This is a genomic window from Pedobacter sp. HDW13, assembly GCF_011303555.1.
Lineage (GTDB): Bacteria > Bacteroidota > Bacteroidia > Sphingobacteriales > Sphingobacteriaceae > Pedobacter.
In genome coordinates, this window is the sequence record NZ_CP049868.1 from 4,886,182 (window position 1) to 4,903,249 (window position 17,068).

Below are 17,068 nucleotides of genomic sequence, written 5' to 3' on the forward strand. Positions count from 1 at the left end.
GATATGAAAAATTTTAAACAACATATATTCATCGCTTTAATGGGGTTGCAGGTGGCTTTGGCCATTACAGCCTGTAAAAAGGTAGAAACTGAGCCTCGCGACTGGATTCAGGCCGACCTGGTATGGGATACGCAGGATAAAAACGGAACTGTGGCTGGCTTTTTCCTAAACAGTGTATATACTTTTATTCCAGGCGGCTTTAACCGGATAGATGGCGACTTTTTAGATGCTGCATCAGGCGATGCCATTCCATCCAGAAACAATACGCAGGTAGAATATTTTACCAATGGCCGCATCAGTACCTTAAATAATCCAGATCCTTATTGGGGAAACAGTTACAACGGCATTAGGGGAGCCAATATTTTTCTGGCCAATATTAATGTAGTACCGGTTGCTGCATTAACCAAACAATACTGGCGTGCAGAGGCCCGTTACATCAGGGCCTTATTGTATTTCGAATTGGTTAAAAGATACGGAGGTGTTCCGCTGATTGGTGATAAAATTTTTACCCTCGATGATAACCTTGAGTTGCCAAGAAATAGCTTTGCAGACTGCATTAACTACATTGTAAGCGAATGCGATGCGATAAAAGACAGTTTAAGACTGGAAACTGGGGCAAATTATACCACTTCCGATTGGGGACGCATTCCGAAAGGGGCTGCAATTGCCTTAAAATGCAGGGCTTACTTGTACGCTGCCAGTCCGCTATATAATGGTGGCGGGGTAGAAACAAGCGCAAGCTTAAGAGCATTAACCGGTTACCCAGCAGCGGATGCAAGTCGCTGGCAAAAGGTGGTTGATGCTGCGGTTGAATTAAATAGCTTGGGCTATTATCAGTTACAGGGTACTTTTAACAACATTTTTTTAACCAATAAAAACACCGAGGTTATTTTAAGTAAACAGGGCGCTACAAATACGAACATCGAAACTACCAATGCGCCTTCAGGTTATGGTGCGCCAGCCTTAAGTAATGGCAGAACAAGCCCTACCGTTGATTTAGTGAATGCTTTTACCATGCGTAATGGTTTGCCAATTACCGATCCCGCTTCGGGTTACAATGCAGCTGCACCTTATACGGGCAGAGATTTGCGCCTCGATTATACTATTTTTTATAATGGTGTAAACTGGTTAAACAGGCCGGTACAAACTTACGAAGGCGGTTTAGATAAACCAGGCGGAACTACGGTACAAACCCGCACCGGATATTACCTGCGCAAGTTTATGGGCAATTTTGCTACCAACAGCACCTATACCAACCAATCTCACAATTTCATCATTTTCAGGTATGGAGAAATTATTCTGAATTATGCCGAGGCGCTAAATGAGCTTGGCCGTACCGAAGATGCAGTGACACAGATTAAACTGTTACGCACCCGTGCAGGTATAACACCTGGTACCAACTCTCGTTATGGTATTGCCGCTGGCATCAGTCAGACCGATATGCGTACACTGATCATGAACGAAAGAAGAGTAGAACTGGCTTTCGAAGAACACCGCTTCTGGGATATCCGCAGGTGGAAAATTGCACCGGCTGTACTTAACGGACAACTTAACGGCACAAGGATTATCAAAAATGCTGATAACAGTTTGAGCTATACCAATATTCCGGTAGTTACATCCATTTTCACCAATAAGCTTTACCACATGCCTGTACCTTATTCAGAAACAACAAAGAACAGTCAGTTGCTTCAAAATGAAGGTTGGTAGATCGTGTAATTCAAAAAAATAAACAGATGAAACATTTATATAAATACTTACTGGCTTTACTGGTGCTCTTAACCTGCAATTTAGCAATGGCCCAGAACCAGGTTATATCAGGAGTGGTAACCGATGCTACCGGACCAATTTCCGGAGCTTCAGTAAAAGAAAAAGGAATGCCTACCAATGGCGTGGTAACCGATGCAAAAGGAAATTATAGCATCCGCTTAAAAGGTACAAGCGGGGTTATTGTAATTTCGTTTGTGGGTGCCCTGCCCAAAGAGGTTACAGTAGGTACTCGTAAAACCGTTAACGTGCAGTTAGAAGACGATGTGCAAGGTTTGGAGCAGGTAGTGGTAATTGGTTATGGTAAACAGAAAAAAATAACCCTTACCGGTTCCATGAGTACCATTTCGGGTGCAGATATTCGCCAAAATCCATCGGCCAGTTTGCAAAATACTTTGGTAGGACGCTTGCCTGGTTTCTTTTCTCAACAACGTTCGGGTGCTCCCGGATCGGATGGTGCAACATTTTTCATCAGGGGGGTAAGCTCTTACAACGGAGGTTCTACCACGCCTTTAATCATTGTTGATGATATCGAATACAGTCCCGATCAGTTTGCAGCTATTGATGCAAATGAGGTAGAGAACATTAGTATTTTAAAAGATGCCGCAACCACTGCCATTTATGGTATTAAAGGTGCAAATGGGGTAATTGTAGTAACTACCCGGAGGGGAAAATTGGGGGTTCCACAGATTACTTTCAGGAGCGAGTACAGCGTAATGAAGCCAACTGTAATGCCCGAATTTCTGGATGCATACGAATCAGCAAAGCTATATAACCAGGCGCGTGCTAACGATGGTCTTGCACCAAGGTTTACTGCCGATGATTTACAGAAATACCAGGACGGATCTGATCCTTATGGTCACCCGAATAACGACTGGAAAAAAATCCTGTTCAAGGATTTTAGCAACCAGGTTAAGGGTAATTTCGATATTAGCGGCGGTACGGAGAAGGTAAAATACTTTGTTTCTGCAGGTTTCCTTTATCAGGACGGGATGTTGCGCAACTATGGTAAAGAGGAGGGAGTGAACTCTAATTTTTACTACAACAGGTACAATTATCGCTCTAACTTAGATATTAAAGCTACCAAAACGCTCGATCTGCGTATCGATTTATATGGTAACCTTGGCGTAACCAATACCAACAACATTGGTAGTGCTTTCGGCTATAACGATATCTTTTACGATTATGTGAGTTTCCTTTCTCTGGCTCCATTCAACTATCCGGTATATAATCCTGATGGAAGTTTCGGTTACAGCAAATGGCAGCGCGATGAGAATCCGAATTATAACCAGAATAACATTGTTGGACGTATTACCCACTACGGCTACAACCGTAAATATGGCAACAACATGAACCTGGTAGCCAATGCCAATCAGAAATTGGATTTTATTACCAAAGGTTTATCTGTTAAAGGTGTACTTTCTTATGCCAGTACCTACGATTATACACGTAGCATGACAAGGGATCAGTTTCCCTCATTTATTTACGACCCTGTTAACAACTCGTACGAGCCGCGAGATCCGAATATTTACAGGGTAAGAAGATATTTTATCGGTTATGGTCCGGGTAGTACCATCCGCAATTTAACCACACAGGTGGTGTTAAATTACGATAGGAGTTTTAATAGTCACCACGTGTACGGAACCGCTTTAACCAATATCAACACCGTTATAAAAAACAATTCCAATTCGATTTACAACTTTGTGCCGAATAACTTTAAAGGTTACACTGGTCGTGTAGGTTACGATTATAAAGATAAATACCTGTTCCAGTTTAATGCTGCCTACAATGGTTCCGACCGCTTTGTGAGCACCAAAAAATATGGTTTCTTTCCGGCAGCTTCGGCAGGTTGGGTAGTATCGAACGAGAAATTTTTCAAGGATCATGTGTCTTTTATGGATTTCCTGAAATTCAGAGGGTCTTATGGGGTTGTGGGTAACGATCGTATTGGTGATAACTTCAACTATTACTATCAGCAAAACTACAACAACGGTAGCAATGCCTCTTTCGGTTACTCAGATAATACCCAAACTGGTATTTTAGAAGGTACATTAGGCAATAATGAAGTAACCTGGGAGAAAGAAAAGAAAACCGATATAGCCATGGAGTTTGGTCTTTTTGGTAGTAAAATAACCGGGTCAATCGATTTATTCCACAACGTAAGGAGCGATATTTTAACCAGTAGGGGAACTGTTTCGTCTATTTTTGGCGTAGGTTTGCCACCAGTAAACTTAGGCCGTGTACAAAATCAGGGTGGTGAGATCGAAATCAGCTACCGTGATAAAATTGGTAGTGTAGATTTCTCTGTACGCGCGAACTACTCGCTGGCCAAAAACAAAATCCTTTACCAGGATGAGCCACTTGCTGCCTATCCGTATCAGCAGTTTACCGGCAACAGCATTGGTCAGATTTTAACCTACCAGTGGATTGGCTTTTATACTTCGGCTGCCGATATTGCTGCTAGTCCGAAACCGCAAACTACCCCAAGGGTGGGCGATTTGAAATATGCTGATTTAAACAACGACGGCAAAATTGATGGTTACGACATGTCAATTAACGGTTATCCCAACCTGCCCAATACCAATTATGGTTTAGAGTTGCGTGCCAATTACAAAAACTTCGGTTTTAGCTTGTTATTCCAGGCGGCAACCAACTTTAATGTTCGCGGTGTGGCAGAGGCCATTCAGGCTTTTTCTTCAAACCTGACTTCTGTACACCAAAATTCGTGGACACCAGAAATTGGCGATGCAGCCCAATATCCTTTACTTTCACTTTCGCCAGGGCTAAGCAGTCCATCTGCCTATCCGTCTACCTTCTGGTTTATCTCTGGTAATTACCTGCGATTAAAGAATGCGGAGATCAGCTACGCGCTTCCGAAAAAATTGATCGAAAGGTTAAAAGTGCAGAGCATCCGTACCTATATCAATGGTTATAACCTGCTTACCTGGTCTAACCTCAATACCCGGTACCAGTTCGATCCGGAATCTAATTCAGGACAGGACCGGATTAAATATCCACCACAAAAAATGATCAATTTAGGTTTAAGTGTTACGTTTTGATAAATCTTGATATGAAAAGAATAATATTAATGATATGCTTATGTGCAGCAATCGCTGGATGTAAGAAAGGGAGCGATTTTCTGGATAGCAAAGCCGATACGGGTGAAACTGAGGCTACAGTTTTTTCTGACAGCTTAAAATCGATCAGGTTTTTAACCCAGATATACAGCGCTACGAGTTATAGTTTTACCAAGGGACGTTTTAGTAGTCATGGCAATACCGAAATGGCTACCGATGATGCAGAATATGCTTACTCGGGGCCAACTCAAAATGCCGTAATTATGTATAACGGTACACTTTCGCCTACCAATTTCTGGAGTGGCGGCGGTTTACCCGATTTTTGGACCACCCCCTACACCAATATCCGAAGAGTAAACCTCATGTTATCTAAACTGCCGGTTATTCCACTTTCTGATGCTAAAAAGAAACGCATTCAGGGCGAATTGAAATTTTTAAGGGCCTGGTATTACCACTTTTTATTGATCAATTTTGGAGGTGTACCTATAAATGGCGACAGTGTGTATGGCATTAGCGATGTAATTGATTTGCCAAGATCATCGTTCGAAGAAACCATTAACTACATTACCTCTGAGCTGGATGCTGCAGCGAGTATTTTACCTGTAACAGCCGATTATGCCGAGCAGGATTATGGTCGTGCAACGAAAGGAGCCTGTATGGCACTAAAATCTCGTGTTTTATTGTATGCAGCTAGTCCATTGTTTAATGGAGGAGCAATCGATCAGGCTTCTGGAGCTGTAAAACCTATTGTAAGTTACCCGGCTTATAGCGTTGCCCGCTGGCAAAAAGCCGCCGATGCTGCTGAAGCTTTGATTAATACCGGTACTTACAGTCTTTTTGAAGATAATACTACGGCACCAGGCTATGGTTTTTACAATGTTTTCTTAAAAAGGGTAAATTCCGAATACATTTTTGCCTTTAATCGCCCTGTTAACCGCGATTTTGAAGGTTATTACAATCCTCCTTCAAGGGGTGGCGCTAAAAACTCTACACCAACGCAACAGCTGGCAGAGGCATTCCCGATGAAAAATGGAAAAGCGATCACTGATGCAACCTCTGGTTTTGATCCCGCAAATCCCTATGCCAATCGTGACCCTCGTTTTGGTTACTCAATTATTTATAACCAATCGCTTTATTACAGCACCACTACCAGTTCTAAGATTGTTGTAAATACCTATAACGGAGCACCTACAGATGGTTATACCTCAAACGGGACCGGACCAACCACTACTGGTTATTATGCCCGTAAAATGTGTGATGAGAATATCTCGAGCAACAGCTCATTCAACACTGAAAGAGGATGGCCTTTAATCCGCTACGCCGAAATACTTTTAAATTATGCTGAGGCGATTAATGAAACCGGCCAAACAGCTTTAGCCTACCCAAAACTAGTGGCCATCCGGAAAAGGGCTGGTATAACCGCTGGTGCAGATAATCTTTATGGTTTGAAAGCCAATATGACTGTAGACGAGATGCGTGCGGTAATCCAGAACGAACGTCGAATTGAGCTGATGAACGAAGATCACCGCTGGAACGATATCCGTCGCTGGAAAATTGGTGTTGCTGTAAATAACGGCTACAATAAAGCTATCAACATCACTAAAACTGGTAGCGTTTATACTTATCAAACGGTTAACACCATTCGTTTGCATGTTTTCAACCCACAACATTATTTAATGCCGATTCCGCAATCAGAGGTTGCTAAAATGCCATCAATGCTTCAAAATCCTGGATATTAACCCCGTCCTTTTATATTTATTCTGGCTCCTCAACTGTTTTGTGCGGTTGGGGAGCTTTTTTGTTTTTTAACCGCAAAGCACGCGAAGGTTGTTAACGCTAAAATTTATAAACCACCAAACCGCAAGGAGCCTATTTTTCATGTAGTTAGAAATGTTGCGTCCAGCATTGCTTAGCGTGCGCTGTGCCTTTTCTCTGTTTGCTCTGTGGTTAAATAGAGTATTCCCTGCCTTCTCTTTGCATACTTTGCGGTTAAATAATTGCCTGCACTGTTGTTAAAAATACCAAATTTAAAGGAAAGCTTCCTGCCATCAGCAGCACCAAATCATAATTTTTTTCACAAAGGTTTAAAAAAGCATTTCAGAAATAGTTTATACCAGCTGATTCCGGAGTCTGAGAAAGACCATTGATACCAGATTAAAACACATCAAACATTAGATCGTTTAGAGCAGTAGATTTTAGTTTTTGAGCACAATCAAACGCTCAAAATCCCAGTTTATGTAGCAGGAAAATTACCGTCATAAGTTTTTGATTATAAACGTATAATTGACGTTTATAAAAATGAATTTTTATTCGAAAAGCGCTAAAAAGCCCAAAAAAGGATAAAAAATAACAATTTGCCCCCTTTTTATTACCGGATTACCCCTCACTAGCAGCCTCTTTTTTATGGTTAATTTGTTAAAACCAAGTATAAGATATAAGCCGATCCAAATTATTCGAAGATTAACTACCTGGGATAATTGATGGTTGTAGCAATTTTAAAAATGAATGTTGCACCCAGTTTTTTCCGAATTCAAACCAAACCTAAAAACTGATCATGAAAAGACAAAGAGCAAATAAACCAGAACATCCTCTTTAAAACAAAATCGCTTGATGATGCTATCCGGTACTCCAGATCTCTCTCTAAAACACCTAAAACAAAATATATGAAGAAAGTTAAACCTACTCCAAAAAACATTTTACAGCTCAGGCAAAAATAACACCGCGCTGATGCTGCTGTAAGAGCAAATCAATTAACTAAGAAAGACCTGGAATTTAGAGCGCAGGCTCTGATTCCAAATATAGCTGACGAAAATATTTTCGATCGGATGAGCAACTTATTGCCTTTACATTTCAGAGAGGGGTAGGAATCCGGTCAAGAATAACTAACCAATTAAACCATTTTATGAAGAAAAAATTACCGAAGAAAATCCCGCTCAGTCAGTGGACGAAGGCTTTAAAGCCGATTTTTCAATTTTTGGTCTACCTCGTAATCACCACCTCATGCCTAACAGCAGCTGCACAAAGCGATATAACTGTTAGAGGGGTGGTAAAAGATACGCTTGGTGGCCTGCCAGGTGTAAACGTTAAGGTATCGGGTACCAACCGCGGTATTTCTACCGACGAGTTCGGACGTTATACCATCAAATTACCCAGAACAGGTAAACTGTTGTTCACATTGGTTGGGTATAAGCCTAAAAATGTGGCTGTTGCCAATTACGATAAAAATGCCGAAGGGATTTATGTAGTCAACATAACCCTATCTTCAGATGAGAGTTCATTAGAAGAGGTAGCCGTTGTAGGTTTTGGTACACAAAAGAAAACAAGTGTAATCAGTTCTATTACGGCAATTAATCCCAAAGAGCTGAAGGGGCCAACCAGTAATTTAACCACCATGATGGCGGGTAGAGTAGCGGGTATGATTGCTTATCAGCGTAGCGGTGAACCTGGGGCTGATAATGCACAGTTTTTCATCCGTGGTTTGGGTACTTTCGGTGCAGGTAAGCAAGATCCTTTGATTTTGATCGATGGTATCGAATCGACCCAAAATGACATGGCACGTTTGCAGCCCGATGATATTTCTTCTTTTAACGTATTAAAAGATGCAACGGCATCGGCTGTATATGGTGCAAGGGGTGCAAATGGAGTAGTACTTATTTTAACCAAGTCGGGTGTTGCTGGTCAAACCAAATTTGGTTTCAGGGCCGAATCTTCTCTGTCATCAAATACCAAAAATTTCCAGTTTGCGGATAACGTTACCTATATGAAACTGGCTAATGAAGCCGCGCTTACGCGTAACAGATTAGCCATATTGCCTTATTTGCAAACCAAAATAGATGCTACTGCTGCAGGTGAAAATGAATTGCTTTATCCAAACAATAATTGGATTGAGCAATTGATTAAAGATTATACCATCAACCAAAGGTATAACCTCAACATTTCGGGCGGTGGTACCAAAGCCAGTTATTACATAGCCGGTACCTATAATATTGATAACGGGGTGTTAAAAGTTGCTGATTTAAATAACTTCAACAGCAATATCAAGTTGAAAAACTACTCGGTTCGTTCTAACGTAAACATTAACTTAACCAATACCACCGAGGCGATTATCAGGGTTTATGGCCAGTTCGATGATTACACTGGCCCGGTAGGTGGAGGTGGCGCAACCTTTAACAGGGCGATATGGTCTAACCCGGTAATGTTCCCGCAGTTTATCCGGGCAGTTTATCGCCTTTTAGCAATCACCCTTTATTTGGTAACGCCATTTCGCCAAGAGGCGGATTATACATGAACCCTTATGCCGAGATGGTTAAAGGTTACCAGGATAAAAATGCTTCGACGCTGCAAACTCAGATTGAAATTAAGCAGGATTTAAAATTCATTACACCTGGTTTAACCGCGAGGATGATGAGCTATGCCCGCAGGTATTCGTATTTTGATATTTCACGTGCCTATAACCCTTTCTATTATTCGGCTACCGAGCAACCCGATAAATCAATTGGGCTGAGTTTAATTAATGGTGGTGGTGCCTTATCAATTGGTAACGTAGGTACTGAGTATTTGGGTTATTCTGAAGGAACAAAAGATTTAAACTCTACTTTTTATGCAGAGTTTTCTGCCAACTACAACCGTACTTTTAAAGAGAAACATGCTGTAGGTGCAATGCTCATTACCACTATGCGTAATTATTTAGCGGCAAATCCCGGTAGTTTGCAACTTTCACTTCCTTCTCGTAACCAGGGCGTATCCGGTAGGGCCACTTATGGTTACGATAACCGTTATTTAGCTGAATTTAACTTTGGTTACAATGGGTCTGAACGTTTTGCAGAAAATAACCGTTTTGGTTTCTTCCCTTCGTTTGGTTTAGGCTATATCATTTCGAATGAAAATTACTTTAAACCCTTAACCTCAGTAATTAACAGCTTAAAACTAAGGGCAACTTATGGTTTGGTAGGTAACGATCAGATTGGAAACGCTGCCGACCGCTTCTTTTATCTTTCGGAAGTAAACATGAACAACGGCACATTTGGTGCAAGCTTTGGAGAAGATGGTTTATACTACCGAAACGGTATTTCGATATCGCGCTATTCGAACCCTTTAATTACCTGGGAGCGCTCTAAACAAACCAATATTGGTTTAGATATGACCTTGTTCAATAGCTTAAATCTAACCTTCGATATTTATAAAAATGAACGGTCGAACATTTTAACCGACAGGACATTTATACCGAGCTCCATGGGCTTGCAAGCTTCTGTAAGGGCAAATACCAACAAAGCAGAAAGTAAAGGTGTCGATTTTTCGGCCAGCTATAACAAGTCTTTCAGTAGCAACATGTTTTTGCAGTTACGAGGTAACTTTACCTACGCTACCAATAAAATCTTAATTTACGATGAACCTTCTTTTAATGCCAATGAAACTTACCGTTACCACATTGGCTTACCAACTACCCAGGCATTCGGTTACATTGCAGAGCGTTTATTTGTTGATGATGCTGAAGCTAAAAACTCACCGGTTCAGTTTTCGGGCGTACCAGGCTTAGATTATGGTGGTGGCGATATTAAGTACAGGGATGTAAATGGCGATGGTATTATCAGTGATGTAGATCAGGTGCCAATCGGTTTACCTACCAGTCCTGAGATTGTTTATGGTTTTGGTGGTACGTTTGGTTTTAAAGGTTTCGATATATCGGCGTTTTTTCAAGGCTCTGCGAGGTCTTCATTTTTCATCAATCCGGGTAATATTTCTCCTTTTGTACTTAATAACGAATCTGGCAATCCTAATGTTACACAGAACGGATTACTGAAAGTTATTGCCGATAGTCACTGGTCTGAGCAGAATCGCGATAGTTATGCGTTCTGGCCACGTTTAAGCCCTAATTTTGTAAACAACAATACCCGTACCTCAACCTGGTGGATGCGCAATGGTGCCTTCTTAAGGTTGAAAAGTGTGGAGTTGGGCTACAACCTGCAAACCAAACTACAGAAAAGACTGGGTTTAAGCAGTGCCCGTATTTACGCTAACGCCACCAACCTTGGGGCCATAAGTGCCTTCAAACTGTGGGATCCTGAAATGGGCGGAAACGGCTTGGGCTATCCTGTTCAAACCGTATACAATTTAGGTTTAAATGTTTCATTCTAACCATTGAGCTTAAAAATAACAATATGAAAATCAATAATATTTTATTTCGAAAATACATGGCAAAGGCAGGTATGGCCAAACTAACACTGGCTGTACTGGTCATCGTTTTATCGGTGAGCTCTTGCAAAAAATACCTCGATATCGTTCCCGATAATGTGGCTACGATCGATAATGCCTTCACTTTAAGGAACGAAGCCGAAAAATATCTGTTTACCTGTTATTCTTTCTTACCCAAAGATGGAGATCCCTTATTAAATGCTGGTTTTATGGCTGGTGATGAAATCTGGACTTCGCTGGATGAGAGGGAATTTATTTCTTATGGCTGGAGAGCGGCCAGGGGCGGGCAGGGAGCCGAAAATCCATATTTAGATGCATGGAATGGCCGCTATCAGGGCGGTGGTAACGTTTACAACTACAATGATAACCCTGGTGGAGATTATGGTTTGTTCAAAGCCATCAGAAACTGTAATATCTTTTTGGAAAATGTACAGGATCAGAGTAAAATTCCGGATCTGAGTTTAAACGAACGCCAACGTTGGATTGCTGAGGTGAAATTTTTAAAAGCGTATTATAATTTCTACCTGTTACGGATGTACGGCCCGATTCCGATTATCGATACAAACTTAGGCATTAGCGCCAGCGAAGAAGAAGTACGGGTTAAACGTATGCCTTTTGATGAGTGTGTAAATTACGTATCGGGCTTACTGGATGAGGCTATTCCGGGCTTGCCGCAGATTATTACCGATAAAAGCACCGAACTGGGGCGTATTACCAAACCCATTGCATTGGCCATTAAAGCCAAACTTTTATTAACAGCAGCAAGTCCTTTGTTTAACGGAAATACCGACTATAGTAACTTCAGAGATAAAGACGGAGTAATGCTGTTCAATACCGCATACGATGCCAATAAATGGAAAAAGGCTGCTGATGCTGCCAAAGCGGCTATTGATGGTGCTGAAGCTGCTGGCTTTAAGCTATACCAGTTTCCAGGTACTACTTTCAAATTATCTGATACTACACTTAGACAACTTACCATTAAAGGTGCGGTAACAGAGCGTTTCAATGCCAACCTGGAGCATGTTTGGGCAAACCCAAACAGCAGAACTTTTAATATGCAACGGGCAGCAATGCCGCGTTTGGCTTTAACGGTTGTGGTAGGTAGCGCAAGGCAGCAACTGGCCCCGCCGTTAAAAATTGCTGAAATGTTTTACAGCAAAAACGGAGTGCCCATTAACGAAGATAAGACCCTCGATTTTACCAATAAATACACGCTGCGTACAGCAGTTAAAAGCGAACGTTTTTATGTAAAAGAAGGTTATACCACTGCAAGGATCAATTTCGACAGAGAGCCAAGGTTTTATGCCGATTTAGGTTTTGATGGCGGAATCTGGTATAAATACGATAGCCCGACCAATTCCGATGAAGGCACCTTCGTACTGGAAGGTAAATCGAACCAGGTAGCCGGCGCAAACAACTTCGGCTGGTACAACGAAACAGGTTATTTTATCAAAAAACTGGTCGATTGGAATATGATTAACGGTACAAATGGTGCCAGTTACCGCGATTATCCATGGCCGCAGGTAAGAATGGCCGATCTTTATTTAATGTATGCCGAGGCTTTAAACGAAACCCTTGCTGCGCCATCGGTTGATGTTTACGAATACATTAACCGCATCAGAACAAGGGCAGGTTTACCGACCGTACAAAACGCATGGACCAATTTTTCAAACAATCCAGGTAAGTACACCACCAAAGATGGTATGCGCGAAATTATCCAGCAGGAAAGACTGATTGAAATGGCATTTGAAGGAAGTCGCTACTGGGATATTAAACGCTGGAAACGTGCAGCAGAAATGTTTAATCAATCCATTACAGGCTGGAGTGTTTATCAACCAACCGCTTCAGAATATTACCGTGTGAGAACCATTTTTAACCAGAATTTTGTGGCCCCGCGCGATTACTTATGGCCATTAAGAACTTATGATTTAACTGTAAACCCTAAGCTGGTTCAAAACCCAGGTTGGTAGTATTAACTGATGATTAAAAATATTCGATATGAAAAGAATAAATAGAAACCTGTTGTTATTCCTGTTGAGTTTAACAGTAGCCTTTTCGAGCTGTAAGCAGGATGTATTAGGACCGTTAGAAAATAACACCACCCCTCCGGGTAAGGTAGCCAATGTTTCGGTTACCAATGGTCCGGGTAATGCCAGTATTACTTTCAGCTTACCTGCCGATAAAGATTTGTTGTATGTTAAAGCGGTTTATTACCTGGCAAACGGGCAAGAAATGGAAGTAAAAACTTCTTATTATGGCAACACTTTATTAGTAGAAGGCTTTGGCGACACTAATGAACATGAAGTGAAAATTTACGCGGTAAACAGAAGTGAAACGGCTTCTGAACCGACTATTGTTAAGGTTAAACCCCTCGAAAATCCTATTTGGGGTGTTTACCGAAGCCTTAAGGCAGTAGCCGATTTTGGTGGTTTAAACTTTAAAGGAAGTAATCCATCCAAGGCTGATCTGGCAATTGAGGTTTTGGTTTTATCGAAGGGCAAATATGTGCCAACATCGAAAAATATTTATACCGCGGCTATAGATATCGATCAATCGGTAAGAGGACTAGATACCCTGAGCCAGAAATTTGCCATTACCATACGCGATAGATGGTTAAATTATAGCGATACCCTTTTTACTACCTTGAAACCGCTTTACGAAACAGCGCTTCCCAAATCAGGTTACAAAGAAGTTATTCTGCCAACCGATACCCCTCAGGAATATGGTGGTACTGGTGTAGCTAAAATGTGGGATGGTAACATTATCGACTGGCCAAGTGTATGCTTAACCAAGCCATCGGTACTTACCCCGCAATGGGTAACTTTCGATTTAGGTAAAGTGGCAACAATGAGCCGTATTGTGGTTTGGAATTATCCCGAATACTTAAATGCTGGTCGTACCTATTATTATGGCGGTAATTTAAAAGACTTCGAAATCTGGGGAACCGATAATCCACCGGCAGATGGCAGCTTTAACAACTGGGTAATGTTAGGTAAATACAGCTCTACAAAACCTTCTAAAAGTGCTTATGGCGTGCAAACCAGCGAAGATTATGCTTTTGCAAATGCTGGTATCAGCTACAATTTTGCTGTGGGCCTGAAAAAGGTGAGGTACATCCGCATTAAATCCATCAACAATTGGCAGGGTAATACATTCATGAGCGTATCAGAAGTACAGCTTTATGGCGATCCGAGATAATTACTAAACAGAATTTTAGAGATGAATAATCAAAAAACATATATCAGAACCCTAAAACTAGCTTTTATGTTCGCATGGGCAGGTACTTTTATGGCCTGTACCAAATCTGATGATTACAAAAAGTTTACCGAAAAAGGTGAGATTTCTTATACCGGAAAGCTAGATTCGGTAAAAATAATGTCGGGTAGCAACAGGGTGTACATCAGGGGCTTGTTTCTTTCCGACCCGAAAGTAACCCAATGCAAAATATTCTGGAACAACAGGGCCGATTCGGTAGTGATACCTGTAAAGAAAAAATATGCTACCGATACCTTAAAATATTTTGTAGAAAACGTACAGGAAGGCGTGCAGAACTTTCAGATTTATACTTACGATGCAGCCGGAAATAAATCTATTCCGGTATATAAAACCGGAAGATCATATGGCGCAAGGTACCAGTCGTCGTTGTTTAACAGGCCTATTGAATCGGCATTTACCAACGCCAGTGGCGCAACTACCATTACCTGGCAAGGTATGGATAGGTTAACCGGAGTATTTGCCACAGAAGTAGAGTACACCAGTTTAACCAATGTAATTAAAAAAATCAGGACCAAAATCGATGAAACCACAACGGCTATACCGGATATTAAACCTGGTACAGGTTTAAGGTACCGTACCCTGTTCTTGCCCGATACCGTTTCTATCGATACCTTTTCTACAGCTTTTCAAACACAGCGTGTAGGAGCTGATATTACGGCAACCTACTTTAAGAACAAGGGGAACCCTTTCATTGCTGCAGCAAGCGGTGGTAGGTGGCGTAATATTGCCGATTGGACTGTTACCGATAACATCCGTAACCATGGCGGTTTAGGTGGTTGGTGCTCTGATCAGGGCGGATGCCTTGCCATGGAAATGGGTTGGGATGGTACTGCACAAATTACCAATGGCAAAATATACCAAACTTTTACGCTTCCGGCAGGTAGCTATAGTTTCGAAATTACCATGGCCAAAAATGAAGCAAAAGATCCGGTTTACATTGTAGCAGCAGCTGGTAATACCCTGCCCGATGTTGCCAATGTGTCCACATCATTAGGCTATACCAACTTCGCCAACAACAAGTTTCAGTTTACCTTAACGCAATCAACAACAGTATCAATTGGCTTTCTTGCCACGATGCTGACAGCATCGGGCAATCAGTTTTGGATTGTAAAAGAAGTTACGCTTAAATCTCTCTAATCATTTGTTTTAACATTTAACCATTACAATGGTTAAGTAAATTTATTCCCAGGGCTATCTGAAAAGAAACCCTGGGAATTTTTCTTTAAAAGAATATTAATTTAGTTCCCAAAATCAACTCATGCAAAAACACATTCAAACCTGCCTCATTTTATTATTAACTATTGTTATCCAGTCTTGCGCGGTAAAAAAAGTTAAAGATGTTTCTGCCAAATATGCAACCGAAGGTTATAAATTGGTTTGGAGCGATGAATTTGAAAAAGATGGAGCACCCAATCCAGCCAACTGGACTTACGAAAAAGGTTTTGTACGCAATGAAGAATTACAATGGTACCAGGCCGAAAATGCTTTTTGTAAAGATGGTAAGCTAATTATTGAAGCCCGGAAAGAACAAAAGCCTAATCCTTTATATGTAGCAGGAAGTAAAGACTGGCGCAAAAAGTCTCAAAATATCGAATATACTTCGGCCTGTATCATTACCAAAGATTTGCAAAGCTGGCAATATGGTCGTTTCGAAATGAAAGCTAAAATAGACATTTCAGCAGGCTTGTGGCCAGCATTCTGGACTTTAGGCTTAAAAGGTCGCTGGCCGGCCAATGGCGAAATTGATATAATGGAATATTACAGGGGTAAATTACTCGCAAACATTGCCAGTATGGGTAAAAACGATAAACCCAAATGGTTTAGCAATAGCAAAGCAACCGATTCGCTTGGTGGAAAGAAATGGGCTTCCGAATCTCATACCTGGCGAATGGACTGGGACGAAACAGCTATCAGCCTTTTTGTTGATGATGTTTTAATGAATAAAACCCTACTGAGACAGCTGGAGAATGAAAACGGAACAACGTTCCATCCTTTTAAGCAAAAGCATTATATCCTGTTCGATTTGGCTTTGGGTGGTATGAATGGTGGTGACCTGAATGATACCCGTTTTCCGAACCGGATGGAGGTAGAATATGTAAGGGTTTATCAAAAATAAATATAAAAATGTCGTCATTTCGAGCGAAGTACAACGGAGTCGATAAATCTATTTAAAGATCTCTCCGTTCGCGGTGCTTCAGTCGAGATGACGACTTTTCTATGGAAATTAATTCTGAACCTTAATTTCAGTTCTTCTGTTTATAATTCTGCCTTCTTCGCTGTTGTTGTTGCTAACCGGATTTTTCTCCCCATGGCCAACAACCGTAAAATTAGTTCCGTTTAAACCAGCGTTTACAAAGTAAGATTTTACTGCATTTGCACGGTCAACAGATAATTGCATATTATGTTCCGGCGTTCCTTCTGCCGATGAATAACCGTTAAGTATAAACTTTGTCTCAGGCGATTTTTTCATTTCTGAAACAGCTTTATCTAAGATAGAAAAAGACGATGTTTTTAATACGAACGAATTAAATTCAAACTGAATATTGTCGAGGTTAAAGTTAGGTTTTTCAACTGGAGCAGGTTTTTCTGGCTCTTTTTCAGGTGCCGGAGCTGGTTTTTTCTCTTCAACCGGAGCCGGTTTCTCAACAGGTGCCGGAGCAGGTTTAGCTACCAGTTTTTTTGTTTTGCACGAGTAAAGGCTTAGGGTAAATGATGCAACGAGCGCTGTAAATAAAAGTTTCTTGGTAATGTTCATGTTC

General features: G+C 41.2%; 10 protein-coding genes. 9 read left to right on the plus strand and 1 reads right to left on the minus strand.

Translation table 11 applies throughout. From position 1 onward, the window contains the following. Positions 1 to 3 precede the first annotated feature (3 nt). The 9 genes from G7074_RS20530 (at position 4) to G7074_RS20565 (ending at position 16,425) form a co-directional block, all read left to right on the plus strand. Complete coding sequence (locus G7074_RS20530; RefSeq protein WP_124559281.1) at positions 4 to 1,707, plus strand: RagB/SusD family nutrient uptake outer membrane protein; 1,704 nt, start codon at positions 4 to 6, stop codon at positions 1,705 to 1,707. A gap of 26 nt (positions 1,708 to 1,733) precedes the next feature. Next, complete coding sequence (locus G7074_RS20535; RefSeq protein WP_166211048.1) at positions 1,734 to 4,823, plus strand: TonB-dependent receptor; 3,090 nt, start codon at positions 1,734 to 1,736, stop codon at positions 4,821 to 4,823. An 11-nt stretch (positions 4,824 to 4,834) separates the two neighbouring features. Next, entirely contained in the window at positions 4,835 to 6,580 is a 1,746-nt protein-coding gene (locus G7074_RS20540) for a RagB/SusD family nutrient uptake outer membrane protein (protein ID WP_166211051.1), read from the plus strand. Between the two features lie 1,163 nt (positions 6,581 to 7,743). Then, entirely contained in the window at positions 7,744 to 9,129 is a 1,386-nt protein-coding gene (locus tag G7074_RS27690; protein WP_205944097.1) for a SusC/RagA family TonB-linked outer membrane protein, read from the plus strand. Further along, a complete protein-coding gene (locus G7074_RS27695) occupies positions 9,126 to 10,976 on the plus strand; it encodes a SusC/RagA family TonB-linked outer membrane protein (RefSeq protein ID WP_370526545.1) in 1,851 nt (616 codons plus the stop codon). The genes G7074_RS27690 and G7074_RS27695 overlap by 4 nt, the downstream gene beginning before the upstream one ends. A gap of 23 nt (positions 10,977 to 10,999) precedes the next feature. Then, on the plus strand, positions 11,000 to 13,003 hold the full coding sequence (locus G7074_RS20550; RefSeq protein ID WP_233603834.1) for a RagB/SusD family nutrient uptake outer membrane protein: 2,004 nt from the start codon (positions 11,000 to 11,002) through the stop codon (positions 13,001 to 13,003). A gap of 28 nt (positions 13,004 to 13,031) precedes the next feature. Then, on the plus strand, positions 13,032 to 14,231 hold the full coding sequence (locus G7074_RS20555) for a DUF5000 domain-containing lipoprotein (protein ID WP_124559277.1): 1,200 nt from the start codon (positions 13,032 to 13,034) through the stop codon (positions 14,229 to 14,231). 21 nt (positions 14,232 to 14,252) lie between these two features. Continuing rightward, the gene (locus G7074_RS20560; protein WP_124559276.1) at positions 14,253 to 15,446 is read left to right on the plus strand and encodes a DUF4998 domain-containing protein; all 1,194 of its coding nucleotides are present in this window, start codon (positions 14,253 to 14,255) and stop codon (positions 15,444 to 15,446) included. Positions 15,447 to 15,567: 121 nt separating this feature from the next. Next, positions 15,568 to 16,425, plus strand: a complete 858-nt coding sequence (locus G7074_RS20565; protein ID WP_166211054.1) for a family 16 glycosylhydrolase — start codon at positions 15,568 to 15,570, stop codon at positions 16,423 to 16,425. Between the two features lie 108 nt (positions 16,426 to 16,533). Here the strand turns inward: G7074_RS20565 and G7074_RS20570 are convergent, their stop codons facing one another. Continuing rightward, the gene (locus tag G7074_RS20570) at positions 16,534 to 17,064 is read right to left on the minus strand and encodes an OmpA family protein (protein WP_166211057.1); all 531 of its coding nucleotides are present in this window, start codon (positions 17,062 to 17,064) and stop codon (positions 16,534 to 16,536) included. Positions 17,065 to 17,068 lie beyond the last annotated feature (4 nt).

Excerpts from the sequence above, each read along its gene's own strand:
- G7074_RS20560 (WP_124559276.1), top strand. The coding sequence starts at position 14,253 with ATGAATAATCAAAAAACATATATCAGAACCCTAAAACTAGCTTTTATG.
- G7074_RS20530 (WP_124559281.1), top strand. The coding sequence starts at position 4 with ATGAAAAATTTTAAACAACATATATTCATCGCTTTAATGGGGTTGCAG.
- G7074_RS20550 (WP_233603834.1), top strand. The coding sequence starts at position 11,000 with ATGAAAATCAATAATATTTTATTTCGAAAATACATGGCAAAGGCAGGT.
- G7074_RS20540 (WP_166211051.1), top strand. The coding sequence starts at position 4,835 with ATGAAAAGAATAATATTAATGATATGCTTATGTGCAGCAATCGCTGGA.
- G7074_RS20570 (WP_166211057.1), bottom strand. The coding sequence starts at position 17,064 with ATGAACATTACCAAGAAACTTTTATTTACAGCGCTCGTTGCATCATTT.
- G7074_RS20535 (WP_166211048.1), top strand. The coding sequence starts at position 1,734 with ATGAAACATTTATATAAATACTTACTGGCTTTACTGGTGCTCTTAACC.
- G7074_RS20555 (WP_124559277.1), top strand. The coding sequence starts at position 13,032 with ATGAAAAGAATAAATAGAAACCTGTTGTTATTCCTGTTGAGTTTAACA.
- G7074_RS27690 (WP_205944097.1), top strand. The coding sequence starts at position 7,744 with ATGAAGAAAAAATTACCGAAGAAAATCCCGCTCAGTCAGTGGACGAAG.
- G7074_RS27695 (WP_370526545.1), top strand. The coding sequence starts at position 9,126 with ATGAACCCTTATGCCGAGATGGTTAAAGGTTACCAGGATAAAAATGCT.
- G7074_RS20565 (WP_166211054.1), top strand. The coding sequence starts at position 15,568 with ATGCAAAAACACATTCAAACCTGCCTCATTTTATTATTAACTATTGTT.